The organism is Devosia sp. P3_B2 (assembly GCF_056402875.1).
This window is the reverse complement of the sequence record NZ_JBFUGO010000001.1, coordinates 179,936-205,046: the sequence shown is the minus strand read 5'-3', so window position 1 is coordinate 205,046 and position 25,111 is coordinate 179,936. Positions and strand designations below refer to the sequence as shown.

The 25,111-nt window shown below is 64.5% G+C and carries 29 protein-coding genes and 1 tRNA gene; 14 read left to right on the top strand and 16 right to left on the bottom strand.

Annotated elements, in window-relative coordinates:
• Positions 1–47: 47 nt before the first annotated feature.
• On the top strand, positions 48–533 hold the full coding sequence (locus tag AC1DV8_RS01070; RefSeq protein WP_477156156.1) for a GFA family protein: 486 nt from the start codon (positions 48–50) through the stop codon (positions 531–533).
• Positions 534–587: 54 nt separating this feature from the next.
• Here AC1DV8_RS01070 and AC1DV8_RS01065 read toward each other — a convergent pair whose 3' ends face one another.
• From AC1DV8_RS01065 to AC1DV8_RS01055, 3 genes are all read right to left on the bottom strand, one after another.
• Positions 588–1,595: a zinc-dependent alcohol dehydrogenase family protein gene (locus AC1DV8_RS01065; RefSeq protein WP_477156155.1), complete on the bottom strand. Its 1,008-nt coding sequence runs from the start codon at positions 1,593–1,595 to the stop codon at positions 588–590.
• A gap of 69 nt (positions 1,596–1,664) precedes the next feature.
• A complete protein-coding gene (locus tag AC1DV8_RS01060) occupies positions 1,665–1,955 on the bottom strand; it encodes a 4a-hydroxytetrahydrobiopterin dehydratase (RefSeq protein ID WP_477148290.1) in 291 nt (96 codons plus the stop codon).
• A gap of 100 nt (positions 1,956–2,055) precedes the next feature.
• On the bottom strand, positions 2,056–2,376 hold the full coding sequence (locus tag AC1DV8_RS01055) for a hypothetical protein (protein WP_477148291.1): 321 nt from the start codon (positions 2,374–2,376) through the stop codon (positions 2,056–2,058).
• 85 nt (positions 2,377–2,461) lie between these two features.
• On the opposite strand from AC1DV8_RS01055, the gene AC1DV8_RS01050 reads away from it, so the two are divergent.
• Entirely contained in the window at positions 2,462–2,905 is a 444-nt protein-coding gene (locus AC1DV8_RS01050; protein WP_477156154.1) for a MarR family winged helix-turn-helix transcriptional regulator, read from the top strand.
• On the opposite strand, the gene AC1DV8_RS01045 is transcribed toward AC1DV8_RS01050, so the two are convergent.
• Together AC1DV8_RS01045 and AC1DV8_RS01040 are read right to left on the bottom strand one after the other, a co-directional pair.
• On the bottom strand, positions 2,902–3,921 hold the full coding sequence (locus AC1DV8_RS01045) for a LacI family DNA-binding transcriptional regulator (protein WP_477148293.1): 1,020 nt from the start codon (positions 3,919–3,921) through the stop codon (positions 2,902–2,904). The genes AC1DV8_RS01050 and AC1DV8_RS01045 overlap by 4 nt on opposite strands.
• Positions 3,922–4,095: 174 nt before the next feature.
• Positions 4,096–4,911 (bottom strand): aldo/keto reductase, encoded by an 816-nt coding sequence (locus AC1DV8_RS01040; RefSeq protein WP_477156153.1) that lies wholly within the window; start codon positions 4,909–4,911, stop codon positions 4,096–4,098.
• Positions 4,912–5,118: 207 nt separating this feature from the next.
• Between AC1DV8_RS01040 and AC1DV8_RS01035 the strand changes: the two genes are divergently transcribed.
• From AC1DV8_RS01035 to AC1DV8_RS01005, 7 genes are all read left to right on the top strand, one after another.
• Entirely contained in the window at positions 5,119–6,015 is an 897-nt protein-coding gene (locus tag AC1DV8_RS01035; protein ID WP_477156152.1) for a carbohydrate ABC transporter permease, read from the top strand.
• The gene (locus AC1DV8_RS01030; protein ID WP_477156151.1) at positions 6,012–6,944 is read left to right on the top strand and encodes a carbohydrate ABC transporter permease; all 933 of its coding nucleotides are present in this window, start codon (positions 6,012–6,014) and stop codon (positions 6,942–6,944) included. Before AC1DV8_RS01035 ends, AC1DV8_RS01030 begins: the two co-directional genes overlap by 4 nt.
• Before the next feature lie 3 nt (positions 6,945–6,947).
• Positions 6,948–8,045, top strand: coding sequence for an ABC transporter ATP-binding protein (locus tag AC1DV8_RS01025; protein WP_477156150.1), 1,098 nt, complete (start codon positions 6,948–6,950; stop codon positions 8,043–8,045).
• 48 nt (positions 8,046–8,093) lie between these two features.
• Positions 8,094–9,359, top strand: coding sequence for an ABC transporter substrate-binding protein (locus tag AC1DV8_RS01020; RefSeq protein WP_477156149.1), 1,266 nt, complete (start codon positions 8,094–8,096; stop codon positions 9,357–9,359).
• 69 nt (positions 9,360–9,428) lie between these two features.
• Entirely contained in the window at positions 9,429–9,908 is a 480-nt protein-coding gene (locus tag AC1DV8_RS01015) for a VOC family protein (RefSeq protein WP_477156148.1), read from the top strand.
• Positions 9,909–10,143: 235 nt separating this feature from the next.
• Entirely contained in the window at positions 10,144–12,474 is a 2,331-nt protein-coding gene (locus AC1DV8_RS01010; protein ID WP_477148300.1) for a putative bifunctional diguanylate cyclase/phosphodiesterase, read from the top strand.
• A gap of 153 nt (positions 12,475–12,627) precedes the next feature.
• Positions 12,628–13,419 (top strand): N-acyl amino acid synthase FeeM domain-containing protein, encoded by a 792-nt coding sequence (locus AC1DV8_RS01005; RefSeq protein WP_477148301.1) that lies wholly within the window; start codon positions 12,628–12,630, stop codon positions 13,417–13,419.
• A 66-nt stretch (positions 13,420–13,485) separates the two neighbouring features.
• Here the strand turns inward: AC1DV8_RS01005 and AC1DV8_RS01000 are convergent, their stop codons facing one another.
• The 7 genes from AC1DV8_RS01000 to AC1DV8_RS00970 form a co-directional block, all read right to left on the bottom strand.
• Positions 13,486–15,390, bottom strand: coding sequence for a glycoside hydrolase family 127 protein (locus AC1DV8_RS01000; protein WP_477156147.1), 1,905 nt, complete (start codon positions 15,388–15,390; stop codon positions 13,486–13,488).
• A 49-nt stretch (positions 15,391–15,439) separates the two neighbouring features.
• On the bottom strand, positions 15,440–16,504 hold the full coding sequence (locus AC1DV8_RS00995; RefSeq protein ID WP_477156146.1) for a LacI family DNA-binding transcriptional regulator: 1,065 nt from the start codon (positions 16,502–16,504) through the stop codon (positions 15,440–15,442).
• Positions 16,505–16,512: 8 nt separating this feature from the next.
• The gene (locus tag AC1DV8_RS00990; protein WP_477148304.1) at positions 16,513–17,415 is read right to left on the bottom strand and encodes a carbohydrate ABC transporter permease; all 903 of its coding nucleotides are present in this window, start codon (positions 17,413–17,415) and stop codon (positions 16,513–16,515) included.
• A complete protein-coding gene (locus AC1DV8_RS00985; RefSeq protein ID WP_477156145.1) occupies positions 17,412–18,290 on the bottom strand; it encodes a carbohydrate ABC transporter permease in 879 nt (292 codons plus the stop codon). Before AC1DV8_RS00985 ends, AC1DV8_RS00990 begins: the two co-directional genes overlap by 4 nt.
• 146 nt (positions 18,291–18,436) lie before the next feature.
• A complete protein-coding gene (locus AC1DV8_RS00980) occupies positions 18,437–19,702 on the bottom strand; it encodes an ABC transporter substrate-binding protein (protein ID WP_477156144.1) in 1,266 nt (421 codons plus the stop codon).
• Positions 19,703–19,959: 257 nt separating this feature from the next.
• Positions 19,960–20,856: a phosphotransferase family protein gene (locus tag AC1DV8_RS00975; RefSeq protein WP_477148307.1), complete on the bottom strand. Its 897-nt coding sequence runs from the start codon at positions 20,854–20,856 to the stop codon at positions 19,960–19,962.
• Positions 20,857–20,907: 51 nt separating this feature from the next.
• On the bottom strand, positions 20,908–21,069 hold the full coding sequence (locus AC1DV8_RS00970) for a hypothetical protein (protein WP_477148308.1): 162 nt from the start codon (positions 21,067–21,069) through the stop codon (positions 20,908–20,910).
• Positions 21,070–21,380: 311 nt separating this feature from the next.
• Between AC1DV8_RS00970 and AC1DV8_RS00965 the strand changes: the two genes are divergently transcribed.
• Positions 21,381–21,551, top strand: a complete 171-nt coding sequence (locus AC1DV8_RS00965; protein ID WP_477156143.1) for a hypothetical protein — start codon at positions 21,381–21,383, stop codon at positions 21,549–21,551.
• Here AC1DV8_RS00965 and AC1DV8_RS00960 read toward each other — a convergent pair.
• On the bottom strand, positions 21,548–22,105 hold the full coding sequence (locus AC1DV8_RS00960) for a hypothetical protein (RefSeq protein WP_477156142.1): 558 nt from the start codon (positions 22,103–22,105) through the stop codon (positions 21,548–21,550). The genes AC1DV8_RS00965 and AC1DV8_RS00960 overlap by 4 nt on opposite strands.
• Before the next feature lie 187 nt (positions 22,106–22,292).
• Between AC1DV8_RS00960 and AC1DV8_RS00955 the strand changes: the two genes are divergently transcribed.
• Entirely contained in the window at positions 22,293–23,039 is a 747-nt protein-coding gene (locus tag AC1DV8_RS00955) for a GntR family transcriptional regulator (protein ID WP_477148311.1), read from the top strand.
• A 99-nt stretch (positions 23,040–23,138) separates the two neighbouring features.
• Positions 23,139–23,381: a DUF2188 domain-containing protein gene (locus AC1DV8_RS00950; protein ID WP_477156141.1), complete on the top strand. Its 243-nt coding sequence runs from the start codon at positions 23,139–23,141 to the stop codon at positions 23,379–23,381.
• Positions 23,382–23,384: 3 nt separating this feature from the next.
• Here the strand turns inward: AC1DV8_RS00950 and AC1DV8_RS00945 are convergent, their stop codons facing one another.
• Positions 23,385–23,567 (bottom strand): hypothetical protein, encoded by a 183-nt coding sequence (locus tag AC1DV8_RS00945; RefSeq protein WP_477156140.1) that lies wholly within the window; start codon positions 23,565–23,567, stop codon positions 23,385–23,387.
• 115 nt (positions 23,568–23,682) lie between these two features.
• Complete coding sequence (locus AC1DV8_RS00940; RefSeq protein ID WP_477148314.1) at positions 23,683–24,105, bottom strand: DUF1236 domain-containing protein; 423 nt, start codon at positions 24,103–24,105, stop codon at positions 23,683–23,685.
• A gap of 203 nt (positions 24,106–24,308) precedes the next feature.
• Between AC1DV8_RS00940 and AC1DV8_RS00935 the strand changes: the two genes are divergently transcribed.
• Together AC1DV8_RS00935 and AC1DV8_RS00930 are read left to right on the top strand one after the other, a co-directional pair.
• Positions 24,309–24,686 (top strand): GFA family protein, encoded by a 378-nt coding sequence (locus AC1DV8_RS00935; RefSeq protein WP_477156139.1) that lies wholly within the window; start codon positions 24,309–24,311, stop codon positions 24,684–24,686.
• 9 nt (positions 24,687–24,695) lie between these two features.
• A complete protein-coding gene (locus AC1DV8_RS00930) occupies positions 24,696–25,004 on the top strand; it encodes a hypothetical protein (RefSeq protein ID WP_477156138.1) in 309 nt (102 codons plus the stop codon).
• 13 nt (positions 25,005–25,017) lie between these two features.
• On the opposite strand, the gene AC1DV8_RS00925 is transcribed toward AC1DV8_RS00930, so the two are convergent.
• Positions 25,018–25,093: transfer RNA gene (locus tag AC1DV8_RS00925), tRNA-Thr, on the bottom strand.
• Between the last annotated feature and the right edge of the window lie 18 nt (positions 25,094–25,111).

The following is a 25,111-nucleotide window of genomic DNA, read 5'->3' as shown; positions in this document are numbered from 1 at the left end:
GAGAAGCGCCGACCCGAGGCTATGATCGGCTGACGAGGGAGAAAGCGATGACCTATCCGCTGAGAGGTGGGTGCGCGTGTGGGCACGTCCGCTACGAGTTGCTAGATACGCCGATGTTCGTCCAGTGCTGCCACTGCCTTGACTGCCAGCGGCAGACGGGCGGGGCGTTCGTCATCAACGCGATCATCGAGGCAGATCGCATGAGGACTACAGGGGCCGATCCCGTAGCGGTGCCCGTGCCGGCGCCTAGTGGCGAGCCTCACATCGTCTTCCGCTGTCCAATTTGCCAGGTTGCGGTCTGGAGCGACTACGGGAACAAAGGTTGGCGTCGGTTTGTCCGCGTCGGGACACTAGACGATCCCACCGCGCTCATACCACAAGCCCACGTCTTCGCCCGATCCAAGCAGCCGTGGATCACCCTATCGCCCGACGTTCCCGCCTTCGACATCTACTACGAGGACGACCTCTGGCCCGCCGCCTCAATGGAGCGATTGCGGCGAGGTTGTGCCCAGGCAGAGAAGCCCCACGGCTGATGATGGGGTGTGGGATGGCCGGATATCCGCCCATCGCCTCCGCGCCGTCCCTACTCACCCCGCCATGATCAGCTTGATCTCGCCGAACTGTGGCGCCTCGGCGATGGCCGCAGGCACCTCGTCGAGCCTGACGGTACGGGTGATCAGCCGGTCGACCGACAATGCCCCCTGCGCGATCAGTTCGGCGGCGCGGGGATGGGTCAGCGGATTGAGCCAGGCGCTCTCGAGCCGCAATTCCTTGGTCAGGAGCTCGAACGGCGCCACGGCCACCTTCTCGCCCTCGGGCACCACGCCGAAAAACACCGCCGTGCCGCCGCGCCTCGCCATGGCGATCGACTGTACGAATGTCTCGCCCACCCCGGCGCATTCGAGCACCACATCGGCACCTCGCGGCAGGATCGCCGCGACCGCCGCTACCGGATCGGCCCCGGCATCGACCACGTGATGTGCGCCCAGTTCCAGCGCCAGCGCCCGCCGCGGCGCCTGCCGGGTGGAGAGCACCACCGTGCCGGCTCCGGCGAGCAGCGCCAGCTCGACCATCAGCAGCCCGATCACCCCACCGCCGAGGATCACGACGGAGCCACCGGACGGGATGCGGGCCACGTCGATGGCGTGGAGACAGCACGACACCGGCTCGCAGAATGCGCCGTGCAGCGGATCGAGGCTCGGCGGCAGCGCCACCGCCTGGCTCTGCGGCACCAGTACATACTCGGCGAAGCCACCGTCGCGGTGCACCCCGATGGCGCTCAGCTCGTGGCAGAGATTGGGGCGCCCGCCGAGGCAATCGTCGCACGCGCCGCAGGCGATGTTCGGATCGCCGGTGATCCGCGTGCCGATGCGGAAGCCCTCGACTTCGGCTCCCGCCTCCTCCACGAGGCCGGAGAACTCATGGCCCAGCGTCACCGGTTTGGCGGTGGGAAACTCACCGCGGTACATGTGCCGATCCGAGCCGCAGATGCCGCAGGCCTCGACCTTCACCAGCAAGTCATGCGGCCCTGGCACGGGCCTCGGCAGGTCCTCGACGATCATCTGACCTGCTGCATGGAGCCGCGCTGCCCGCATCTCATACCTCCGCCCTCGCGCCATCATGCGGCAAGCCTGGGCGGATGCAAAGGGTGGACGCGGGCGCCGTCAGATCATCAGCCGGTCGACCTTTTCGGCGAGCTTCATGTCCTTTTCGGTCAGCCCGCCCGCCGAGTGCGTGGTGAGCGTGATCCGCACCTTGTTGTAGACGTTCGACCATTCCGGGTGATGGTCCATCTTCTCGGCGGCCAGCGCCACGCGGGTCATGAACGAGAAGGCCTCGGAGAAATTCTTGAACTTGAAATCGTGGCTGATGGCGTCGGTCGTCGGGTCGTAGATCCAGCCATTGAGCTTCTGGAGGGCGGCTTCGCGGGCGGCAGGCTCAAGCTTATCGACCATTATCAATTTCCTCGGGTGTATGAGTCGCAAGACTGCGGCCGCATAACGCCCGATCCGTGGCAAGCGATCCGGCGCCCCCCGTGGAAGGCGCCGGATCGGGTCACGCTGCGAGCCCCGCCGCATCGCCCGGCACGATGCGCGAGACCAGCCCGCGCTCTTCGCCACCGGAATCGACATAGGCAATGCGGCCCGGCTCAACATCGATCTGCCAGTCGGCGCTCGGACCATCGGTCCAGTCGACATGGTAGCCTGTATCGGTGAGCCGCCAGGTGCCGCTGCGCCGGGTCCCGTCTGGCAGCCCCATATGGGCTTCATCGGCGGTGCGATAGTAGACCGCCGCCTCCTTGCCCGGCCCCATCCCGATATAATGCGTGCTGCCGACCAGCAGCGCGCTCAGCGTGTTGCGATCCCTTACGATCATCTGTGCATCCTTTCCTGGGCCTGCTGGCGATCGGCGGCGCGCCGTGCTAGTCAAGCGGCTTGACGATCTATCCGCGGAAACGAATGTGGTCAAGTCCCTTGACGATAATGATCTGAAGAGCATCCACCACATTGGCGTTGCCCTGTGGCGGGCGGCGCATGACTGGCGCAACCAGATGCGGGCGGAGCTGGCGACGCGCGGCTATCCCTGGCACCAGAGCGCCGCGGGCGAAGTGCTGGCGCACCTAGGGCCTTCGGGCATCTCGCAGGCGCTGCTGACCGAGCGCATGGGACTGACCAAGCAGGCGGTACAGCAGCTGGTCGACCAGTTGGAGGCGCAAGGGGTGGTCGGCCGGGCCCCGGACCCCAATGACGGCCGCGCCAAGCGCATCGTGCTCACCGAACTGGGGCTGCGGGACTTTGCCGAGCGTAACCGGGTAAAGCGGCTGATCGAGGCGCAATACCGCGAGAAGCTGGGGCCGGAGGCATTCGCGGCGTTGGAGGCGGCGCTGGCGAAGCTGGCCGATTAGCGCTCCGGCTGCGTCGATTCCCGCACGACGAGGTCCGGGTCGATCTGCGTCACCCGCGGCTCCGGCAGTTCATCGCCGGCGGCGATCAGGCGCATCAGCCGCTCGACCGCCATGCGGGTGACGGTCTCGACCGCGTAGTTGACGCTCGAGAGCGGCACCGAGGCGTATTCGGCGTATTCGATATTGTCCATGCCGACGATGGCCAGGTCCTCGGGCACTTTCAGCCCGTGCTTGAGGCACCAGCGCAGCACCCCGATGGCAAGGGAATCGTTGGAGGCGAATACCGCTGTCGGGCGCTTGGCATTGGTCATCAGCGTATCCACCGCCCAGTAGCCGCGCTCTACCGAGTTGCCCAAGGGGTCGATGTGGAATTCCGGCTTGGGGCGGATGCCCGCCTCCTCCATCGCCTGCCGGTAGCCCTCGCGCTTTTCGAGGTTGCCGTTGGGATCGGCGCTATCGATGATGCCGATCTCGGTGTGGCCGATATCGATCAGGTGCCGCGTCGCCTTGTAGGCGCCGCGCCGCTCGTCCATGCACACCGCATCGATCCCGGCATCGGGATCTCCCACCAGCAGAACGATCGGATAGTTGGCGCGCCGCAGCACGCGCAGATGGTCGAGCTTTCGGTGCGTCGTCGGGTAGATCAGGATGCCGTCGACCTGGCGGGCGCGGACCAGCTCGATCGCCCGCAGCTCGTCGTTGAGATTATTGTTCGACGTGGCGAACAGCGTGCCGTAGCCGCGCGCGGCCAGCGCCTTCTCGATCGCCTGCGCGGTGTGGGTCAGCGTCGGGTTGTTGATGTCGGTCAGCACCAGGCCGATGGTCTTGGTCTCGCGGCTGACCAGCGACTTGGCGATCTGGTTGGGCAGGTAGTTGAGCTCGGCAGCGGCGTTGCGGATCAGCAGCCGCGTCGGCTCGGGGATGCGCGGGCTTTCGCGCAAGGCCAGCGACACGGTGTTGGTCGAGAACCCGGTCTTGTCGGCGATGTCCTTCAGTCGAACGATGGACTTGCCCATGCGACGAGCCGACCCCTTATCCCGCGTGCGCCGCAGCGCCCTGCAATGGCGAGGCATTAGCGCATTTCAGCGTCGTATTACCAAGGAAAAGCAGATTCTTCCGCGACTTCCGCGAGATCCCGTACGATTTCATACGAACGCTAATACGACAGGACAGCTGTACCATCGCGTCCCTCAGTCCCATTTCGGGCTCCATGACGGATCGATTTGCCGCGCGCCCCGATCTACGCCTGCAATGGTGGCCATCTCGTCATCGGTGAGCTTCAGCTCGCGTGCCGCAAAATTCTCGGCGATCCGTTCATGCTTGCCGGAGGTCGGGATGACGATCAGCCCCTGCTGGAGCGAGAAGGCCAGCGCCACCTGGTGCACGGTTGCGCCGTGCCGCGCCGCGATCGCCTCGATCTCCGGCACGCCGGCGCAGGCGCCGCGCGCCAGCGGCAGGTAGCAGGTCACGGAGATTCCGTTGGCGTTGCAGTAGTTTACCAGCTTCTGGTTCTGCAACAGCGGGTGTCGCTCGAACTGGTTGTTATCGATCTTGCCGGGCCCGGCGATGCGTTCAGCCTCCTGCAGGTCGGCGATGGTGAAGTTGGAGCCGCCGATCAGCCGGGTCAGCCCACGCGCCTGCGCCTCGAGCAGTTCGGGGAGGTAACCCTCCATGTCGAGCCGACCGCCCGGCCCCACCGGCCAATGGATCAGCGTCAGGTCGAGGCTGTCGACGCCGAGCGTGTCGCGGCTCTTTTCCAGTGATGGGATCAGCGGTCCGGGGGCTGAGTTGCGGCCGTCGATCTTGGTGGTGAGGAACACCTCATCGCGCTTGAGGCCGGAGCGCTTGAGCGCTACGCCGCATTTGTGCTCGGTGTCGTAGCCCTGCGCGGTGTCGAGGTGCCGGTAGCCGAGCTCAAGCGCGAACAGCAGCGCCTCGATCCCCTCCGCCCCGGTCCGGCCATAGGTTCCGAACCCCATCGGCGGAATATTGCTATTCGTCGTCAATCACTTGCCTCCTAGACACCGGAGCGTTCGTCACCCACGGCATCCCCCGGTGTCTTGTCGCCCGATGCCACTTTTGCACCAGCCGCAGATTCCCGGTTGACGCCTCTCATTCGCTTAGTTTAACGATAATACAGGTTGGCTGACAAGTCGCCAGCGGGAGCGTTCGACGGCAGTGGGGATTGCCGAAGAATGCCGGGGAGGGAGCGAATGGTCATTCGGTGGAGCCGATGGTCGCCGCAGCTTGCGCTGATCCCAGCTGTCGCGGTGACCGCGGTGGTGTTCATCGGCGGCATCGTCTGGACCATGTACCTGTCGCTGACCCGCAGCCGGCGGCTCCCCGAGTACACCATCAACTGGGAAGAGTGGTCGCGGAACTACGATCGCATCTTCAAGGACGAAGGCTGGCAGATCTCGCTCAGCAACCTGATCGTCCTCGGGCTCGGCAGCGCGCTCGCCATCGTCTTCGGCTTCATCCTTGCCGCCATGATCGAGCGCGAGCGCCGCGGTGAAGGCTTCTTCCGCACGCTATTCCTCTATCCGCTCGCGGTGTCGCTGATCGTCACCGGCGTCGCCTGGCGCTGGATCCTCAACCCGACGCTGGGGCTCGAGCATTTCCTCCACGGCCTCGGCTTCACCTGGGTCGATTTCAACTGGCTGGCGAATGGCGATACCGCGATGTACGCCATCATCCTCGCCTCGATCTGGCAGAGCTCGGGCTTCTACATGGCCCTGATGCTGGCGGGGCTCAAAGGCATCAATACCGAGATCTGGAGCGCCGCGCGCCTTGATGGCGTGAGCCTGTGGCGGCTCTATCTCGAGATCATCGTGCCGATGATGAAGTTCACCTTCCTCACCTGCGCCATCTTGCTCTCGCTCGGCGTGGTCAAGGCCTACGACATCGTCATCGCCATGACTAATGGCGGGCCCGGCCAGTCGACCTGGGTGCCGGCCTATTTCACCATCAATGCGCTCGGGCCCAAGGGCAATCTCGGCTACGCCTCGGCCGCCGCCACCATGATGCTGGCGATCACCCTGGTGATCTTCCTGCCGCTGGTGGCGATCACTGCGCTCAGCCGCCGTCGCCGTGCGGAGACCGCAAAATGAGCTCCCTCACCGCTCCGCAGCAGGCGCTCGGCGCCGAGATCGTGGTCAGCCAGGCGCCCTACTTTCCGCGGAAGAAGAAGGCCATTTCGGCCCGCTCCATCGCGGTGCTCGGCTTCCTCACCATCTGCGCGCTGTTCTTCTGCGTGCCGCTCTACGTGGTGCTGGTCACGTCACTGAAGAGCATGGACCAGATCCGGCTGGGCGAGATCTTCTCGCTGCCCACGACGATCACCTTCGAGGCCTGGGACCTCGCCTGGAACCACGCCTGCTCGGGCATCAAGTGCAACGGGCTGAAGGTCGGCTTCTTCAACTCGGTGATGATCCTGTTCCCCTCGCTGATCCTATCGATCGGGCTTAGTTGCATTACCGGCTACGCGCTGGCGCTGTGGAACGTGAAGTGGGCCAACGGCTTCCTGTTCCTGCTCTTCATGTGCGCCTTCGTGCCGTTCCAGATCCTCATGTATCCGCTGATCGTGCTCTCGGCGAACCTGCAGATCTACTCGACGCTCTGGGGCATCGCGATTGTCCACGCGGTGCTCGCCATGCCGGTGCTGACGCTGATTTTCCGCAATTACTACAAGGACGTGCCGCAGGAGATCATCAGCGCCGCAATGATGGATTCCGGCTCGTTCTGGCGGGTGTTCTTCGAGATCATCCTGCCGATGAGCGGCAATATCCTGATCGTGGTGCTGATCCTGCAGATCACCTCGATCTGGAACGACTATCTGATCGGCGTCACCTTCGGCGGCATCAACAACCAGCCGATGACCGTCATCCTCGCCAATACCGTGGTCGTCTCGACCGGCACGGCTTCCTACAACGAGGACATGGCGGCGGCGCTGCTCACCGCCATCCCGCCGCTCGTCATCTACTTCTTGCTTGGAAAATTCTTCGTCCAGGGCATCACCGCCGGGGCGATCAAGGGTTAGCTCATGCCACGCGTTTCGTTCGAACACATCCACAAGAACTACGGCGCGGTGACGGTCCTGAGGGATCTCAACCTGGAGGTGGATGACGGCGATTTCCTCGTGCTGCTGGGGCCGTCGGGCTGCGGCAAGACCACGTTGCTGAACCTCCTCGCCGGCCTGCTCGATGTCAGCGACGGCCGCATCATGATCGGCGAGCGCGACGTCACCGACCTCGATCCCAAGGATCGCGGGCTTGCCATGGTGTTCCAGTCCTACGCGCTCTATCCGACCAAGACGGCACGCGGAAACCTCAAGTTCGGGCTTGCAGCGTCGAAGCTCCCGGCGGCCGAGATCGACAAGCGCATCGCCTGGGCGGCAAAGCTGCTGCAGATCGAGCCGCTCCTCGACAGGAAGCCCGCGCAGTTGTCGGGCGGCCAGCGCCAGCGCGTCGCCATCGGGCGGGCACTGGTGAAGAATGTCGGCGTCTTCCTGTTCGACGAGCCGCTCTCGAACCTCGACGCCAAGCTCCGCACCGAGATGCGGCTCGAGATCAAGAAGCTTCACGACGAGCTGAAATCCACCATCGTCTACGTCACCCACGACCAGATCGAGGCCATGACCATGGCCACCAAGATCGCGGTGATGGATGGTGGGGTGATCCAGCAGTTCGGCACCCCCGACGAAATCTACGAGCACCCGGCCAACCTGTTCGTCGCCGGCTTCATCGGCGCACCCTCGATGAATTTGAGGCCCGCCACGCTGAAGAAGGCCGATGGCACCGTCGCCGCCGAACTCGATGGCATCCGCTTCGATCTCGGCAGCTATCCGTTCAAGACCGCGCCCACCGATGGCGCGCCTGTCATCCTCGGGTTGCGGCCGGAGCATTTCGGTGCCCCCGGCGAAACGCTGCCCGGCGCGGCCGCCACCTTCACCCTGCCGGTCCAGTACACCGAGCGTACCGGCAGCGACGCCACCGCTTATCTCAAGCATGGCGAGAACCTGCTCGCCATCCGCGTCGAACCCTCGAGAACCGCCGGCCTCAAGCAGGGCGACGCGGTCTCCGTGCCCTTCGCCCGCGGCAAGGCCAACGTGTTCGATGCCCGCAGCGGGCAGCGCCTCTAGCCAACAGCAGTTTCAGACGTGCCGACGCATCAACGAGGAGGATTGACGATGCTGAACAAAAACGTGATGCCGAAGAAGACTCTGGCCGGCCTTGTCGCCGCCCTCATGCTCACCGCCCTGCCACTCGCCGCACACGCCACCGACGTCACCGTCTACCACGGCTGGTCGTCGCCGGCCGAAGTCGGCGCGCTCAATGTCCTGAAGAAAGGGCTCGAGGCGAAGGGCGACACCTGGACCGATTTCGCCGTGCCGCATGACACCGGCTCCAACGTCACCCTGATGGGGCTGGTCACCGGCGGCAACCCGCCGAACCTGTTCATGGAATCGAGCCCCGGCGTCTATCGCGACCTGCGCGGACTCGGCCTCGCGAAGGACCTGACCGCCTGGTACACCGAGAATGGCTATCTCGATAAGCTGCCGGACTCGGTGAAGAAGTCGATCACCGTCGACGGCGAAATCGTCAAAGTGCCGACCGCCATCCATATCGACGGCATGGTCTACTACAACATGGAGGTGGCGAAGGCCGCAGGGGTCGATCCGGCCGGCTGGACTTCGCTCGACGCCATGTTCGCCGATTTCGACAAGATCAAAGCGGCGGGCTACATCCCGATCGCCATCGGCGCGCAGCAATGGCAGATCGGCTACCTGACCCACGCCCTCGCCGGCGCCATCGGCGGGCCCGAGTTCTACACCAAGATCTATGGCGAAACCCCCGATCCGGCGGTGCTCGACACGCCCGAGATGAAAACGCTGCTGGAGACCATCCGCAAGTTCCAGCAGGTCGCCGACGAAGGCGCCGCCAACCGCGACTGGAACGTCACCACCAACATGGTGATCACCGGCAAGGCGCTGATGCAGCTGCATGGCGACTGGATGAAGGGCGAGTGGACAGCCGCCGGCAAAGTCGCCGGTACCGACTACGGTTGCGTGCCAGTGCCCGGTGCGAAGGCCGTCGTCGTGACGGTCGATGCCTGGGGCCTGCTCGGCAACCAGGCTGCTGACATCGACAAGGCCGAACTCGACTTCGCCTCGGTGGTGCTCGATCCGGCGATCCAGGGCGAGTTCGCCAAGGTGAAGGGCTCAACCCCGACCCGGCTCGACGCACCGGCCGAAGCCCTCGACCTCTGCTCCAAGAACGTCCTCGAGGTGCTGAAGGACCCCACCCACCAGGTGCCTAACCCGCACAACACCGCAGATGCGGACTGGCAGAACTCGATCTGGGACGTGGTGTTCGGCTTCTGGAGCGACCCGGCAATGACGGTCGACGATGCGATCGCCAAGATGAAGGAGAACTACGAGACCATCCTCGGCTGATCTCCTCCTGGCCGGCGGCCCCTTCCTTCCCAGAGGGTCGCCGGCCCCCACCATCGTGAGGACTTCGAAATGGACAAGCGCCTGCTCGACGAGGACGAGATCATGCAGATCTGCTTCGTCACCGATGACGTGGTCAAATCGGCAACCTGGTTCTCCGAGCTGACCGGCAAGCCGGTGCCCGAGATGGGCAAGGCCGCCGAGCCTGAGGAGGCGAAGGCGATCTACAACGGCCGCCCGACCGAGGTCGGCTGCAAGATCATCATGTTCAAGTTCGGCAACATCGATTTTGAGTTCCTCGAACCCGGGCCGGAAAAGAGCGCCTGGCGCGACCTGCTCGAAGAGCGCGGCCCGGGCTGCCACCACATCGCGTTCAGGACCCGGAACCTCACCAAGCGCGACGCCTATCTCGAGGGCAAGGGCCACCGCCTGCTGCAGCGCGGCGAGTTCGACGGCAGCCACGGGCGCTATGCGTATTACGACACGGTGCCGCAACTGGGCGCGATGATCGAACTGCTGGAGTTCGACGAGGACAAGGAAGCGCAGCCCTAGGGGCTGTCTCGTCCCATTTCCTACCCACTGCGTCACCCCGGCGAAGGGCGGGGACTGTGCCGAGACGCCCCAATCCGGGCGACTGGTACCAATTGGCCAAACGAAGCATAAACCATCCCAAGCAATTGGGCCCCTGAACACCGCCCCTGCGTCGCGCTTGGGTGCTGGCTTACGCTGGCCTGAAAGCAGGCATTAACGCCTAACCGGGCAAGATCACCGGACCTTGGTGAGGTCTATGTTCGAGCCAGCGCACAAGTCACTGCCGCCTGTCGATTACGTCTCGATGATCCGGTCGCTTTACGCGGACCGGCGCGTCATGATGCTTGGCGCCTTGTCGTCTGCGCTTGTTGCCGCCGTTGCCGGCCTCGAAGGCAACTCCTGGGTGCTGCTCGCCGTCGCCATCGGATTTGCCATTGTCGGCGTCGCCCGCGACATCGACATGCGCGCCTTCGAGAAATCCGACCTGGCGGACGACGATGTCGCCACTGCCACCCGCTGGGAACTGCGCGCCACCGTCGGCGCCGCGGCCATTGCGGCGCTCTACGGCTTCTGGATGAGCTACAGCTTCCTCGTCGTGAACACCGCGTTCGCCGAGATGAGCTCGCTCTCGGTCACCGTCGCGGTGCTGGTCGGCGTCGCCGGCCGCAACTTCGCCATCGATCGCCTCGTCACCAGCCAGGTGATCCTGATCGGCGCCGGCATGGCCATCGCCATGCTGTTCGATGGCGCATTGCACACCGCCATGCTCAGCGTGGTGCTGATCGCCTTCGTCGTGTCGCTGCGCAAGGTTTCGGCCAATATCCGCGCCATCCTGTTGCGCGCCGTGCACGGCCGTATCGAGGCCACCCGCCTCGCCTCCGAACTCGATGCCGCGCTCGAAACCATGCAGCATGGCCTCTGCATGCTCGACGAGAACGGCCTGATCGCTGTCGCCAACGATCGCGCCGAGCTGGTGTTTTCGAGCTTCATGCCCGGCAACTGGGCCGGTCGGCCGTTTGCCGCAATGATCTCGGCCGCCGCCACGCGCGGCAGCATTCCGCAGCGCTCCGCCACCCAGCTGATGGACACCGTCACTGCCGGCGACGGCGGCAAGGTGGTGCTGCGCCTCTCCGACGGGCAGTTCTGCGAAGTCACCGTGTCGTCGCGCCTCGACAAGACCGTGCTGCTGTTCGAAGACATCACCGAGCGCGTGAAGGCCGAAGAGCGCATCAACTACATGGCGCATTACGACACGCTGACCGGCCTGCCCAACCGCGCCTACTTCACCGAGCAGGTCGAGGCCGACCTCGAACGCCGCCGCCACCATGGCGACAAGCGCCCCAACGACATGGCCATGCTGATGATCGTCGATATCGATGACTTCAAGCATGTCAACGACACCATGGGCCACCTGATCGGCGACCGCGTGCTGATCGAGACCTCCGAGCGGCTGAACCGCGTGCTCGGCAAGGACAGCCTCGTCGCCCGCCTGGGCGGCGATGAGTACGTCGTCTACCGCTCCGGCGGGGTGCAGCTTTCCGACACCGTCACCGATCCCGAGGCCATCCTCGGCGGCTTCCGCGGCCCGTTCGAGGTCGAGGGCGAAGTGTTCTCGGTCAATGTCTCGGTTGGCGTGGTCACGCTCACCGACGGCAGTGACGACATGGACGCGCTGATGACCAAGGCTGACCTGGCGCTCTACAAGGCCAAGGCGCTGGGCAAGGGACGCAGCCAGGTGTTCCACGACGAGATGGACACCGACTACCGTTACCGCCAGCGCCTCAAGGCCGAGCTCAAGGCCACCGTCGCAGCAGGCAACCTATCGCTGGTGTTCCAGCCGATCGTCGACCTGAAGACCAGGCGCGTGGTGAGCTGCGAGGCCCTGGCCCGCTGGCACCATCCCGAACTGGGCTCGATCCCGCCGTCGCTGTTCATTCCGATCGCCGAGGAAACCGGCCTGATCTCCGAGATCAGCCGCTGGGTGCTGGCTACCGCCACGGCCGAATGCCGCAACTGGCCCGAGGAAGTCTCGGTGTCGGTCAACATCTCCGCCCGCGATTTCCGCAACGCCGACGTGGCCGGGATGGTCAAGAGCGCGCTCGCCGGCTCCGGCCTCGACCCGCAGCGCCTCGAGATCGAGGTCACCGAGACCGCCGTCATCGAGGAGCGCGCCGCCGCCACCAAGATCCTCGCCAAGCTCGCCAAGCAGGGCATCGGCATCGCCCTCGACGATTTCGGCACCGGCTACTCCTCGCTGAGCTACCTGCAGGCGCTGCCCTTCACCAAGCTGAAGATCGACCGCTCCTTCGTCATGGACATCGCCGAGAACCCGCGGTCGCTGAAGCTGCTCTCGAACGTCGCCCAGCTCGGCAAGGACATCAACCTGACGGTCACGGCCGAGGGCGTCGAGACCGAAGAGCAGCTGAACCTGATCGCCGAGCACTCAAAGGTCGACCAGATTCAGGGTTATCTGTTCGGCGTGCCGCTGCCGCGTCGCGAAGTGGCGGAGCTGATTGCCCGCATGGCCGCCCGGGCCACCGTCGAGCGGGTCATGACGGTTGGTGCGACTAACCGCAAACGTGGTTAAGACCGCTTAACATCTTCTGAAATCAATAGAATTCGGCGCAACGCACGGGGCATTGCGTGCTTATGCGTAAATGGCGCGGCCTCTGTGCGCATTTGGCAATTTTATTATGCCTAACGAAAGGTTAAACTGTTATCGAAGTTTGCGGAGTTCTCTATGCGTTCGGACGTGGAAGGTTCGGCAGCGGCGTCAGCTGCCCCGGTGTCTCGCTTCGCCGGCACGCTCATGGAAATACTCGATCGCGTTGAATACTCGCGCGTTCGCATGGATGTAACCGACAATCCGATCTACCGGTTGCGCTACGAAGCTTATCGCCGCGAAGAGTCCGTGCCGTTCAACGACGCCGGAATAGTCGTCGACGACCTCGACACTGCTCCCAACGGCATGAGCTTCGGGGTCCATATTGACGGCGAGCTGGTCAGTTCTATCCGTCTGCATCACGTAAGTGCCAAGCACCCGTTCGGCCCGTCGATGAAAAGTTGCCCTGATGTGCTCGAGCCGCTGCTCGCGCGGGGCGAAACTTTCATCGATCCATCACGCTTCACCGCCGACTACGAAGCATCGCTGGCCTACCCCGCGCTGCCGTTCCTGACGCTCAGGATCGCCGTGATGGCCTCGCTGTTCTTCAAGGCCGACGCCTGCCTGGCGCTGGTCCGCCCCGAGCACACCGCGTTCTACCGCCGGGTCTTCGGTTCCGAGGAGATGTCGGATGTCCGCGTCTACCCCGGCCTCGCCTTTCCGGTGGCGCTCTACGGCGCCTATGTGAACACCAAGCTGCCGGCAACGCTGCGCCGCTATCCGTTCTTCATGTCGACCGAGGAAGAGCGCGAAAAACTGTTCGCCCGCGCCATGGACGAGCACTTCGAGGTGCCGCAGCGGGCGAGCTCGCGCCTGGCCTATGAGCGGGCGCTGCTGGAATCGCAGTTTGGCGGGCAGGCGGCGGAGTAGGCGTCCCCTCTTGCCTTCTCCCACAAGGGGAGAAGGCACACACCTGCGTCATCAGTGGCAGAAGGCTCAAGCCTCCGGGATCCACACTACCATCGAGCCCTGCCCGCGGTTGGCCCAGAGGTAATACGGCAGCGCCGTGAGCGTCGCCGGTGCGTCCTTGGGTGGGCTGGTGCGGTAGAGCGGCTTGAACTCGCCCTCGTCCACCGCCTTGCCGCCGGCCGTCAGTTGGATGATGCCGTCGAACAGGTTCGACTGCTTCACCGCAATCTCGCTCTGCCGCGGCAGCTTGAAACGCTGCACCGTGCCGCCCGGATTGTCGGCCTCCTCGAGGCAGTAGACCAGCGGGCCGCGGGTCAGCGCTACGCGGCCGACATCCATCACCACATGCGGGTTGGCGTAGACGCGCTCGACCGGCATCGGCAGCTCGAGGCTGATCTTATCGCCCTTCTTCCAGGTGCGGTGGAGGGTAGCGTAGCCCTTCACCGGCGACAGCGTCACCGCCTCGCCATTCACTTTCGCCGTCGCGCCCTTGCACCAGCCGGGGACGCGCAGCTTCACGTCGAACGCCTTTTCCGCCGCCGGATCGATCTCGATGGCGATATCGCCCGACCACGGATAGTTCGAGACCTCGCGCACCGCCACTTCGGTGGCGCCGACGTCGAGCTTGGTCGAGATGCCGCCATAGAGGTGGAAGGCAATGCCGTCCGGTGCGGTCGAGACGAAGTAGCCGCCGACCGAGGCGACCAGCCGTGACACGTTCATCGTACAGCATGGGCAGGTGTGCCAGTCCCAGCGGGTCGGCGTGCCGTTGCTCTCCAGCGGGTTCATGTAGAAATAGTGCTCGCCGTCACGGCTTAGGCCCGAAAGCGCGCCGTTGAACAGCGCCGTCTCCAGCACGTCGGCGTACTTGCCGTCGAGATCGAGGTGCAGCATGCGCTGCGCCCAGAAGATCAGCGCCACCGAGGCGCAGGTTTCGGCGTAGGCGGTCTGGTTTGGCAGGTCGTAATCGAAGGTGAAGCCCTCGTTATGCGCCGACGGTCCGAGGCCCGCCGTCACATACATCTTGGTCTCCATCACGTCCTTCCACAGCGTCTCGCACGCCGCCTTGAGGCCCGCGTCGTTGAGCTCGACCGCGAGGTCGGCCATCGCCGTGTACATGTACATGGCGCGCACCGCGTGCCCGACCACCTTGTCCTGCTGGCGCACCGGCTTGTGCGACTGCGAGTACTCGTACGTGCCCTGCACGTAGCGCTGCCACTCCCAGCCCTTCTTCTCGCGCTCCTCGCGCTCGACGTCGAAATAATGCGGGTTCGGGTTGCCGCGCTCGTTGATGAAATAGGCGGCGAGGTCGAGGTGTTTCTTCTCCTTGGTCAGGTGATAGAGCTTGATCAGCGCCAGCTCGATCTCCTGGTGGCCGCAATAGCCGCGCTTCTGCCCCGGCCCGGTGCCGAAGTTCTGGCGGATGTGTTCGACGTAGCGCTCCATGACGTCGAGCCAGCGCCGCCGGCCGGTGGTCTCGTAGTAGGCGATGGCGCCTTCGAGCATGTGGCCGGCGTTGTAGAGCTCGTGATTGTCGCGCATGTTCGACCAGCGCTTCTCGGGCTCGCGGCCGAGATACCAGCAGTTGAGATAGCCGTCCGGCGCCTGCGCCTTCTCGAAATCGTCGACGATCGCCTCGATCTTGGCCTCGATATCCGCATCGCGCTTGTGGCTCAGCGCGTAAGCCGCGGCCTCGATCCACTTGCCCACGTCGCTGTCCCAGAACACCTGCACGGTGAAGCCGTTGGCATGGCGCGGAAAGCGCAGCGGCGGCGGCGGGCTCGGCAGCTTGAGCGAGTCGAGATAGCCGTATTCGACCAGCTTCTTGTGCTGGCTGGGGATAGTGCGGGCGAGCACGGTGTCGAGCCGTTCCTTCCAGAAGTCGCCCTCGAGGCGGACATCGACAAAACGCACCGGATGATACTGGCTCATTGCAACTCCTCTTGGCCCCACCGCCGAGCAAGCGGCCGGGCGACTAGATTCAATCCTGTCCGCTGGTGGATTCGCGCACCATCAGCGTGCAGGGCAGCCTGCGGATGCCCCGCGCCTTCTCACCGCCGATCATGTCGATCAGCAGCCGCCCGGCCTCGTGGCCGAGCGCCGAGAGATTCATGTCGACACTTGTGAGCGGCGGCCGCGCCGCGTTGGTCATGACTTCCCAATTGTCGAAGCCGACCACAGCTACGTCCTGTGGTACGGCGATGTGGCGCTCGCGCAGCGCATCGACCACGCCGCGGGCAATCAGGTCGTTGCCGCAAAAGATCGCGTCGGGTCGTTCGGCCTGGCCATCGAACAGCACCGCCACCGCGTCGCGGCCCCATGCCTCGGTCCACTTGCCCGAGAGATAGAACTCGGGATGCGCGGCGAGCCCGAGTTCCGCCAATGCCGACAGGTAGCCGCGGTGCCGCAACTGCACGGCCTCGAAATGCTCGGGCCCGGTGACATGCGCGATCCGCGTCTTGCCGATCTCGCCCAGGTGCTTCACCGCCAGCCGCGCTCCGCCCTCGTCGTCGGGCAAGAGGCACAGCGCATCGCGATCATCGGCCTGCGAGAATACGTAGATCACCGGCAGCCCGGCCGGCAGCGGGCCGACCGGCGGGCGCTTGTCGGCGCGGCGGGCGGTGACCACCAGCCCGTCGATGCGTTTGCCCAGCAACTGGTCGAGATGCTGCCGCTCGCGCTCCGGATCGTCGGTCGCGTTGCACATGAAGATGGCGATGCCCTGGTCGGCAAACTGCTCCTCCAGCGCCTGGAAGATCGGCAAGGTGAAGCGGCCGAACGAGTCGGTGGAGAGCACCCCCACGGTCATCGAGCGCGTCCGGTGCAGGCTCTGCGCCATGTCGTTGGGCCGGTAGCCGATCTCCCGCGCCACCGCCGTCACCTTGTCGCGCGTCTCCTGCCGGAGCCGCCCGTTCGAGTTCAGCGCCTTCGAAGCCGTGCCGATCGACACCCCGGCGATCCGCGCTACGTCGCGGATGGTCGGGCCATGGCGGCCGGTGCGTTCGGTTGGCGGGGGGCTTGGCAATGGGCTTGGCTCGTCGGTCATCGCGGGTCCTACTTCACGGCTCCCGCGAGGAGGCCCGAAACATAGTACTTCTGCAACAGCAGGTAGATGACGATGCAAGGGATGATCGAGACGGTCACCCCTGCCTGCAACATGCCCCAATCGGTGCCGCCGAGCATCGTGCGCGTGCGCGCCGCCGCGAGAATAAGCGGCAGGGTAAAAGTCTCGCCGCGGTTCATCATCACCAGCGCCCCGAGGAACTCGTTCCACGAGGTGATGAAGGCGAACAGCGCAACGGTGACGATGGAGGGCACCACCGAGGGCAGGCAGATGCGCACCAGCACCTGGAACGTGTTGCAGCCATCGATGACGGCGGCCTCCTCGAGCTCCTTGGGAATGGCCTCAAAACTGTTTCGCATCACATAGAGGCTGAAGGGCAGCTGGATGGCGGTGTGGATGATCGCCAGCCCGAACAGCGAATTAGTGAGCTTCAGTTGCGCGAACATCAGGAAGATCGGGGTGAGCAGAGCCTGGTAGGGGATGATCAGCGCCATCAGCAGGAAGACGAACAGGGCTTCCTTGCCCGGTATCGGAAACCGCGCCAGGGCGAACCCCGCCGGGATCGTGAGCAGTAGCGTGAGCGCAATGGTCAGGAATGCCGTGCCGAACGAATTGAGCAAGTAGACTGGCAGACCGGCCTGATACTCCCAGAGCTTGAGATAGCTCTCGAAGGTGAAGCTCTGGGGGAAATACGTCGGCGGGATGGCCGCCGCTTCCGACGGCAGCTTCACCGAGGCGGTGACCGCCGCGTAGATCGGCAGCAGCATGATCAGCGACAGTGCGATCAGCACGGCGCCCGCGAGGTATTTGCCGCGCCCCTGCCAAAGCGCCGTGATGAACCCGAAGCGCGCCGGCGCGCTTGCCATGCGCTGGTCTGTCCAAGTGGTACTCATGCGTGGCTCCTGCGGGTTAGCACCATCTGCAGCAGCGTGAACAACAGCACGAAGGCGGCAAGGATCAGCGACAGCGCAGCGCCATAGCCGAGTTTCAAATACGGGAAGGCGTTGAGATAGACGTAGAACACCGACGTTGCGGTGAGGTTCTGCGGCTGACCGGCCGTCATGATGTAGAACTGGTCGAACGCCAGCAGCGAGCCGATCACCGAAATCAGGGTTACCAGCAGCACGGTCCTCAGCGTCAGCGGCAGCGTGATGCTCCCCAGCCGCTGCCAGAACGAAGCGCCATCAACCAGCGCCGCCTCGTTGACCTCGACCGGGATCGCCTGGATGGCGCCGACGAACAGGATCATCCCAAACCCGATGACCTTCCAGGTGACGGAGATGATGATCGCCCAGTTCGAGAGATCGGCATGGACGCCGAGCCAGAGAACCGGCTCCCGGATCAGGCCGAGGTCGCGCAGTATCGTGTTGATGAACCCCGAGTCCGGCGAGAACAGCCAGTACCAGAGCAGGCTCGAGGCCCCGAGGCCGATGACGACGGGAATAAAGACGATGGTGCGCGCCGTGCGCTGCAGCTTCGAATTGCCCGCCACCAGCAGGGCGATCGCATAGCCCCCGATCATCAGGATCGGGGTGATCAGCAGGGTGTATTTGAGCGTGAAGCCCAGCGAGATCCAGAACTGCTTGTCAGCGAACGCCTTGGTGAAGTTCGCTGTGCCGACAAACTTGGGCGGCGTGATCAGCGACCACGACTGGAACGACACCCAGACCATCTGCCCGAACGGATAGACCGTGAAGGCCGCGACGAACAGCAAAGCCGGCGCCAGATAGAGCAAACCCACCCATTTGCCGCGTGACGATGAATACATGGAACCGCTTTCGAAGTCTGAACCGCGCCCGAGGGGCGGCCAACATCATAGAGTAACCCGTCCGGGAAACGACCTCTGAGGGAACCGCGMCGCCCCCACCGGGAGCGTCGCGACCCACACCGCCCCGGGAGGGACGACCGGAAGGCCTATTCCGCTGCAATCGCCTTCATCTGCGCCTTGGCGTCGGCGATGATGGTGTCGATCGGATCGTCAGTGTAGTAGACGCGCTGCAGCATCTGCAGCCACGGGCCCTGCGGCGAGTTGATCAGCTCGAAGAACTTGAGCGTGTACGGGGTACGCGCCACGTCGAGCGCCGTTGCCATCTTCTGCACCAGCGGGTTCTCGTCGAAGTACTTGTTCTTGGCCATATCGCCGCGTGTCGTGAGGTTGAGGAGCTTGGCATAGCTCTCGACCTGCACTTCGTCGCTGAGGATGAACTTCATGAAGTCCACCGCGTCCTGGACGCGCTTCGATCCCTTGGGGATCGTCACGATGTCGCCACCAGCGAACGATGCCGTGGTCCCGGGCTCGATGCCCGGCAGGAAGGTGATGCCCACGTTGCCGTTGAACAGCTCGGGGTTCTGCTCCTTCAGCAGATACAGATTGAAGTTACCCGTGCCCATGATGCCCACCTTGCCGGTGCCGAACTGCTCGGCAAAGGTGCTGCCGTTCTCGGACTGGTTGGCCGGGTTGATCAGCCCTTCATTGTGCATCATGCGGGCCCATTCGAGCACCTTGGGCAGGTTTTCGCCGGTCAGCGGCTCATCGGCGGCATCCTTGGGCTCAATCGTACCACCCGAAGCCCAGATCAGCGGGCCGAAGGTGAAGATGTTGCAGCCCGCGCAGTTGCCCGCGAGGTAGTAGCCGTAATTACCGTTACCGAGCGCGGTAACCTTGGCGGCCATGTCGTGAATGTCCTGCAGGCTCTTGGGACCGACTTCGGGGTCGAGGCCAGCCTCCTTGAACAGCAGCTTGTTCCAGTAGAGCACCGACACGTCGGCGTAGAGTGGCACACCGTACAGGTGCCCGTCATAGGTCGACACCTGAACGTGGCCAGGGCTGGCGGTCTTCAGTTCCGTCCAGTCCTTGGTGAGCTCGGTGATGTCCTCGAGTTGGCCGGCCGCTTCGAATTGCGGGCCATAGATGAGGTCCATGCCCATCAGGTCCGGAACCTCGCCGGAGGCAATGGCCTGGGCGAGCTTGGGGACCATTTCAGCATGGTCGATGTAGGTCAGCACGATCTTGCGATCTGGATTTTTCTCGTTCCATGCGCGAACGAGCTCGTCCACCATCGACGCGTTGCCGCCGGTGCGCTCCCACATCTGCAGGTCTGCGGCCCATGCCGACACCGGCATCGCTGCGAGCAAGGCGGCTGCAGCCACCGCACCCATTGCTAGTCTCTTGAAATTCATATCGGTTTCCTCCCTCTGCCGATAACGCCCTCCGGTCCCCGCGACACGCAGGGCTCCTCCCGGAAACGGCGAGGAAAAGCTGTTCACCTGTTGTCTCCGCAACCGGCACTTGCTGGCGGGCTTACGGATCAGGAAAAGCTTTTCTCGCGGCTTGGTCGCACGTTTTGATGTCATGCGCAAGGGATCAGGAAAAGCTTTTCTCGATTTACACTCGAGTGGCGCGCATCGTTGCCTGCTACGTGGCCGGAAATGCCGGTCTAGTGGCTCGCAAAACCGATCCGCTTCAGCTCCGCCACCCAGTCAGTGACGTTGGCGATGGCCTTCTCCTCGGGCAGGAACCCCTCGGCAAGCTCGGCCAGTCGCAGGGCCGAGGTGTAGAGCATCACCAGTTCACGCTTGACCGGGAAGCGCGCCAACTCCTCGTAACGCTCGATGATCCGGAGCGTGAGGTCGGCCGAAATCCAGTTCGAATAGCTGAGGTCGCGGTGGCGGGAGCCGAAGCCGGAATCGGCAAAGTCGTAAACGCCGTTGAGCAGACCGGTCTGGTGATCGAAGGCCATGTTCCAGCCATGACCGTCGAAATAGCCGTAGATCAGTTCGTCGCCTTCGATGCTGAGCTTCCGGTACGCCGCGACGGTGCGCTTCAGGAACCCCTTGTAGCCGCGTGGCAGCTTCGGTTCGGCCCCGGCGACGATCTCGTCGGGCCCCATCCACGGATCGACGCCAGTTGCCCCCACCGCTTGCATGCGGTTGAGCGGCAGCACGTGCAACTCGGCATAGAGCTGCGCCATGCGCGTGGCCAAAGCGTTCCGCCGTCCTTCGTCGAGCGCCAGGTATTCTGCGGTTTCTAGCGATGAGCCTGGTAGCTTCAGATGCTGCGAGAACGGCACCGGCCCTTCATGCAGCACCATCTGCGGCAGCGGCATGGTGACCCGCGGCTTGAGGAACGCCAATAGCGCCACTTCGCGCCTTAGCCGCGCTTCCGCTTCCGGATTGCGGGCAAACTTGAAGATCCAGCCGTCGCACTCGAGCGCAACGCTGTCCCAGCCGCCGGTGAGAGTTACGAAATTGCCGCCCGCGAACTGCGGCAACGTTCCGATGACGAGTGCGCGAAAGCGCGCGATCTCCGCCGCCGGCACCCCCTCCATCGTCATGACTCCCCATCAAGCGGTGAGGAATCTAGACGAGGCCGGGGGAAAGTCCAATCATGCAGGATGCAGTTCCCGCACGTTTTCCTTGTGGCGGCGGGGCGCCTTGGCATGGTGGCGTGCCTTGGGAGCCTGCGCGCGACGGTGTGCCGGGAGCCGCACGCCGAGCGCGTCGGCGACGGTTTTTTCCAGCAGGCGATCGAGTTCTGCCTTGTGCATGATGACGTCTCCTTTGGCCGCGCGAAGTCGTGCCCCGCGCCATTTGGAGAAGAAACGCCCGGCCGGCGGCCGGGTTGCCTGTCGCAGAGTTCAGTTTCTAGTGATCGGCGGCAGGTCAACAGCACGACGCGCTGGGCCGAACGCGATTACTTCGCGTGGATCAAGGCCTTGATCTCCGAATCGGCTCCCAGCTGCTCCCGGAAGTGCCATCAATTTCCGTTAACAATTCCGGCGGATACTGTCCGAACCGGAACATAAGAGGCGTCACCGGCTGTATCAGATGTGTTTCCGCCAAACAGCGGAGGGGCAACATGCGGTCCGTCGGCCTGGCAGCGATCCTGCTCGCTGCCCTGATCTTTCTGTTCCCGTGGTATCACCAGTGGCTGCCCTACCTGCGCCTCAGCATCGGTGACAGCCGGCTGCTTGGCGGCCTTTCCCTCGCCGTCGGCGCGCTGACGCTGATCATCTACCGCAACCGCTAGTCCTTCGACGGGCTTTCCTCGGGCTTCGATCCCGGCAGCTTGTCGTTGGCGAACGCCTCCGCGAACATCGCCTCGACGCTTTGCACCTTGCGCGGCGCAGGAGGTGTGACCGGCGGCGCCTTGGCAGCGGGCTTCTCGGCCGCGCCAGGCGGCGCAATCGGAACCGCCGGCGGCTTCGGCTCGACCGGCTTTGTCGCCGCGAACGCCACCACTACGCCGCTGGGCTTCGCCGGTTCCGTTGCCACTGCCGCCGGTGTCGCGACCTCCGGCTTCGGCGCTGGTTTCGCTTCGAGCTTCGCCGGCTCCTCGCGCTTCGCCTCCAGCTTCTCGGCTTCGACCTTCGCCGCCTGTGGCCTGGCCATCGGCGGCCTCGCCACCCGTACCGGCATCGACGTTACCGCAGCAGCCGCCACCGGCGCCGCAGCGCGTGCCTGGCGCAGGCGGCGGCTGAGCCGCCCGCGCTCGAGCGCCGAATAGCCCATCAACAGCATCAGGCTGGCGGCCACGCCGACCCCGAGCCCAACCAGCAACCACACCACCGCATCGTAGTTCATTCCCGGCTCCACTCGCCGCGTCACGTCGCTGCCACCATGCCGGATTTATGGGCCGCACCGCAACGTCACCGGCCGTTCAACTTCCCTTGGGGATACCCGTCCTGCGCCCAAAGCCCCAGTGGACATGCGACGCCCAACCTCTATCTACTGCCAGCATCGCCGCGCCGAGATCCCCCAGGACGCACACATGACGCAAACCAGAACGCGCCCGCTGCTGCCCGACGTTGTCCGCTCCGAACTGCGGCGCGCCATCATCGAGGGCGAGTTCCCCCCCGGCTCGAAACTACCCAACGAAGATGCGCTGTGCACCCGCTATGCGGTGAGCCGCATCACCCTGCGCGAGGCGGTGCGCGGGCTGATCGAGGACGGCTATGTCATCCGGCGCCAGGGCTCCGGCACGTTCGTCACGGCGGGGCCGAAGCTGCGCAATTCGCTCGACACCAATTTCAGCTACACCGAATACCTCGAGAGCACGGGTCTCAGCGTCACCAAGCGGGTACTCGACGCCGTGCGCGTCCCAGCCGACGAGGCCGTCGCCACCGCGCTCAACCTCGCCGCGGGCGCCGAAGTGGTGGTGGTGCGCCGTGTGCGCAGCGCCGACGGCAAGGCCGCCATCTACTCGGTCGACAGCCTGCCGACCGATATCGCCGACGCCAAAAGGGACCTCAAGGCGTTCGGCCGTTCGCTCTACCAGTTGCTGGCCGACCGAGGCCACGACGTCGATCACGCGCGTGCGGTGCTCGCTCCGGTGATTGCCGATGCCGAGCTGTCGCAGATCCTCGACGTTCCCGTCGGCACCCCGCTGCAGCATTTGCGGCAGGTCGATCACGACACCGCCGGCCGCCCGGTCATGCTGTCGCTCGAGTGGCACGTGCCCTCGGTGATCGAGCTCAGGGTCTATCGCCGCGGCCCCGGCCCGCAGCCCAAGGGCTGAGCCTCGCCAACCGACAGCTCCTTGCGATCGAGTGCGGCACGCTCTCGCCATAATGGCGGGCGCACCCTACATATCCAGTGCAACCAAGGAGCGGCCGCCATGAGCACCGTGAAATACGAAGTCGTCCAGCATGATGGCGGCTGGGCATACAAGGTCGGGGACGTCCTCTCCGAGACGTTCCAGACGCATGCCGCTGCACACGAGGCAGCCGAGTCGGCCGCACGCCGCCAGCGGGTCGCCGGCACCACTGACGGCATCGAGTACGAGGATTCGCGCGGCACCTGGCACCAGGAGATCGCCGAGGGCACGGACCGGCCCGATACCGTCGTCGAAGACGACTGAACCCTACTGCGCCAGCTTCCCCCTGAGCTCGTCGAGCTCGAGGATGCAGCGGTCGATCTCCGATTTGAGCGTCCGGCGCTCGGTCGGACTCATCGGGTTCTTGGTCCCCGGCCGGCTCTGGCCCACGATATCCCGCAACGTCGCGATCTCGCGCTTCAGTTTGGCAATCTCGCTGGTCGCTACCATTGGGTGACTCTCCTTGACCCGCGTCTTGTCGCCCGATCGCGGCCATCGCCGCAAGCAGCAATAAGCCCGCCCGGACGTACCGGGCGGGCTTCGTTCGTCAGCCGATGACGGCGGACTACTCCTTGGCCGCGACGACTACGCCTGGCGAATAGACGACGGTGCGATCGCCCAGATCGACGAACCACACGCGGTCGTTGGTGTAGAAATAGCCGTGGTCGGGGTCACCCTCGATCACGTGCAGCTCGATATCATCCGGCACGACGTAGCCGACCTCGATATCGCCCTGGATCACCACCGGCTCGGTGGGATGCAACCGCACGTAGTCAACCGAGGCGTCGCTGACCACGCTGGCGCCGATCACAGCTCCGGTGAAGCCACCGATGACGGCACCGATCGGTCCGAAAATCAGCCCGCCGGCAATAGCGCCGCTGACGCCGCCGGCCGTGCCGCCGACTGCTGCTCCGGCATCGCTTTGCGCCAGGACCGAGCCTGTGCCGAGCGCGAGAACTGCCACTGAGGCAAGGAGAAGTCTTTTCATTTTTCTAGCTCCTAAGCTTTGGTGTGCCCAGGAGGAGAAGTCGCGAGCCACAGATGGGTTCCTGCGACAGATCAGCCAATCGGGACGCCCCGGCGACTATCGGGCGGGCATGGTCCCGCCCTGACGAATGCCGATCGAGAGCGCCCGCGAGCATAATGAACCCGATGCACCGTCCGGTGTTGTGCCTCGGTGAGGAGGCAGAGATGGACGCAGCAATCAGATTTGGCGGATGCCGCTGTGGCGCGGTGAGGTACGAAGTCCGGGGCGAGCCCGAGGTGGTCGGGCTATGCCACTGCACCGACTGCCGGAAAGAGACCGGTTCGGCCTTTCTTGCTTACGCGGATTGGCCACGCGACCAGTTCAGCGTCGCCGGGGACTTCGTGACCTTCGAGGGAAGGAGCTTCTGCTCGGTCTGCGGCTCGCGGCTGTTTCATCTTGGCGCCGATCATGCAGAGATCTGCATCGGCTCGCTGGACGCCGCCCCCAGCGACCTGCGCCCTTCGCGCGAGGGCTGGACGATCCGGCGCGAGCACTGGCTGAAGAGCGTCGATGGCGCTCGGCAGGCCCAACGAGACCCGTGAGGTGGCCCGATGTTCGTCGTTCAAATCTACCTGCCGCTCGAGATGCCGGATGGATCGGCAGTGCCCGCGAGTGTCTTCGAACGGACCAAGGCCGAACTCACCGACCATCTCGGCGGGGTTACGGCCTTCCTGCAGTCGCCCGCCGATGGAGCCTGGAAACCGTCCGAAGGCGAAGCTGTGCACGATCGCATCGCCATTTTCGAGGTGATGGTGCGCGACGTGGATACGGTCTGGTGGCGCGAGTACCGCGATCGCCTGGAAGACGAGCTCGATCAGGAGCAAATCCTGGTCCGGTTGTTCCAGGTCACGGTGCTGTAGCTGGAGGGGGAAGTGGTGCCGCTTAGGTGACTCGAACACCTGACCCCATCATTACGAATGATGTGCTCTACCAACTGAGCTAAAGCGGCTTCATCGGCGCGAGCGAC

Excerpts from the sequence above, each read along its gene's own strand:
- AC1DV8_RS01030 (WP_477156151.1), top strand. The coding sequence starts at position 6,012 with ATGAGCTCCCTCACCGCTCCGCAGCAGGCGCTCGGCGCCGAGATCGTG.
- AC1DV8_RS00945 (WP_477156140.1), bottom strand. The coding sequence starts at position 23,567 with ATGGTAGCGACCAGCGAGATTGCCAAACTGAAGCGCGAGATCGCGACG.
- AC1DV8_RS01005 (WP_477148301.1), top strand. The coding sequence starts at position 12,628 with ATGCGTTCGGACGTGGAAGGTTCGGCAGCGGCGTCAGCTGCCCCGGTG.
- AC1DV8_RS00935 (WP_477156139.1), top strand. The coding sequence starts at position 24,309 with ATGGACGCAGCAATCAGATTTGGCGGATGCCGCTGTGGCGCGGTGAGG.
- AC1DV8_RS01055 (WP_477148291.1), bottom strand. The coding sequence starts at position 2,376 with ATGATCGTAAGGGATCGCAACACGCTGAGCGCGCTGCTGGTCGGCAGC.
- AC1DV8_RS00980 (WP_477156144.1), bottom strand. The coding sequence starts at position 19,702 with ATGAATTTCAAGAGACTAGCAATGGGTGCGGTGGCTGCAGCCGCCTTG.
- AC1DV8_RS01035 (WP_477156152.1), top strand. The coding sequence starts at position 5,119 with ATGGTCATTCGGTGGAGCCGATGGTCGCCGCAGCTTGCGCTGATCCCA.
- AC1DV8_RS01010 (WP_477148300.1), top strand. The coding sequence starts at position 10,144 with ATGTTCGAGCCAGCGCACAAGTCACTGCCGCCTGTCGATTACGTCTCG.
- AC1DV8_RS00990 (WP_477148304.1), bottom strand. The coding sequence starts at position 17,415 with ATGAGTACCACTTGGACAGACCAGCGCATGGCAAGCGCGCCGGCGCGC.
- AC1DV8_RS00965 (WP_477156143.1), top strand. The coding sequence starts at position 21,381 with ATGCGGTCCGTCGGCCTGGCAGCGATCCTGCTCGCTGCCCTGATCTTT.
- AC1DV8_RS00995 (WP_477156146.1), bottom strand. The coding sequence starts at position 16,504 with ATGACCGACGAGCCAAGCCCATTGCCAAGCCCCCCGCCAACCGAACGC.
- AC1DV8_RS00960 (WP_477156142.1), bottom strand. The coding sequence starts at position 22,105 with ATGAACTACGATGCGGTGGTGTGGTTGCTGGTTGGGCTCGGGGTCGGC.
- AC1DV8_RS01020 (WP_477156149.1), top strand. The coding sequence starts at position 8,094 with ATGCTGAACAAAAACGTGATGCCGAAGAAGACTCTGGCCGGCCTTGTC.
- AC1DV8_RS00985 (WP_477156145.1), bottom strand. The coding sequence starts at position 18,290 with ATGTATTCATCGTCACGCGGCAAATGGGTGGGTTTGCTCTATCTGGCG.
- AC1DV8_RS01065 (WP_477156155.1), bottom strand. The coding sequence starts at position 1,595 with ATGCGGGCAGCGCGGCTCCATGCAGCAGGTCAGATGATCGTCGAGGAC.
- AC1DV8_RS00975 (WP_477148307.1), bottom strand. The coding sequence starts at position 20,856 with ATGACGATGGAGGGGGTGCCGGCGGCGGAGATCGCGCGCTTTCGCGCA.
- AC1DV8_RS00940 (WP_477148314.1), bottom strand. The coding sequence starts at position 24,105 with ATGAAAAGACTTCTCCTTGCCTCAGTGGCAGTTCTCGCGCTCGGCACA.
- AC1DV8_RS00930 (WP_477156138.1), top strand. The coding sequence starts at position 24,696 with ATGTTCGTCGTTCAAATCTACCTGCCGCTCGAGATGCCGGATGGATCG.
- AC1DV8_RS00955 (WP_477148311.1), top strand. The coding sequence starts at position 22,293 with ATGACGCAAACCAGAACGCGCCCGCTGCTGCCCGACGTTGTCCGCTCC.
- AC1DV8_RS00950 (WP_477156141.1), top strand. The coding sequence starts at position 23,139 with ATGAGCACCGTGAAATACGAAGTCGTCCAGCATGATGGCGGCTGGGCA.
- AC1DV8_RS01060 (WP_477148290.1), bottom strand. The coding sequence starts at position 1,955 with ATGGTCGATAAGCTTGAGCCTGCCGCCCGCGAAGCCGCCCTCCAGAAG.
- AC1DV8_RS01070 (WP_477156156.1), top strand. The coding sequence starts at position 48 with ATGACCTATCCGCTGAGAGGTGGGTGCGCGTGTGGGCACGTCCGCTAC.
- AC1DV8_RS01000 (WP_477156147.1), bottom strand. The coding sequence starts at position 15,390 with ATGAGCCAGTATCATCCGGTGCGTTTTGTCGATGTCCGCCTCGAGGGC.
- AC1DV8_RS01015 (WP_477156148.1), top strand. The coding sequence starts at position 9,429 with ATGGACAAGCGCCTGCTCGACGAGGACGAGATCATGCAGATCTGCTTC.
- AC1DV8_RS01025 (WP_477156150.1), top strand. The coding sequence starts at position 6,948 with ATGCCACGCGTTTCGTTCGAACACATCCACAAGAACTACGGCGCGGTG.
- AC1DV8_RS01045 (WP_477148293.1), bottom strand. The coding sequence starts at position 3,921 with ATGGGCAAGTCCATCGTTCGACTGAAGGACATCGCCGACAAGACCGGG.
- AC1DV8_RS00970 (WP_477148308.1), bottom strand. The coding sequence starts at position 21,069 with ATGCACAAGGCAGAACTCGATCGCCTGCTGGAAAAAACCGTCGCCGAC.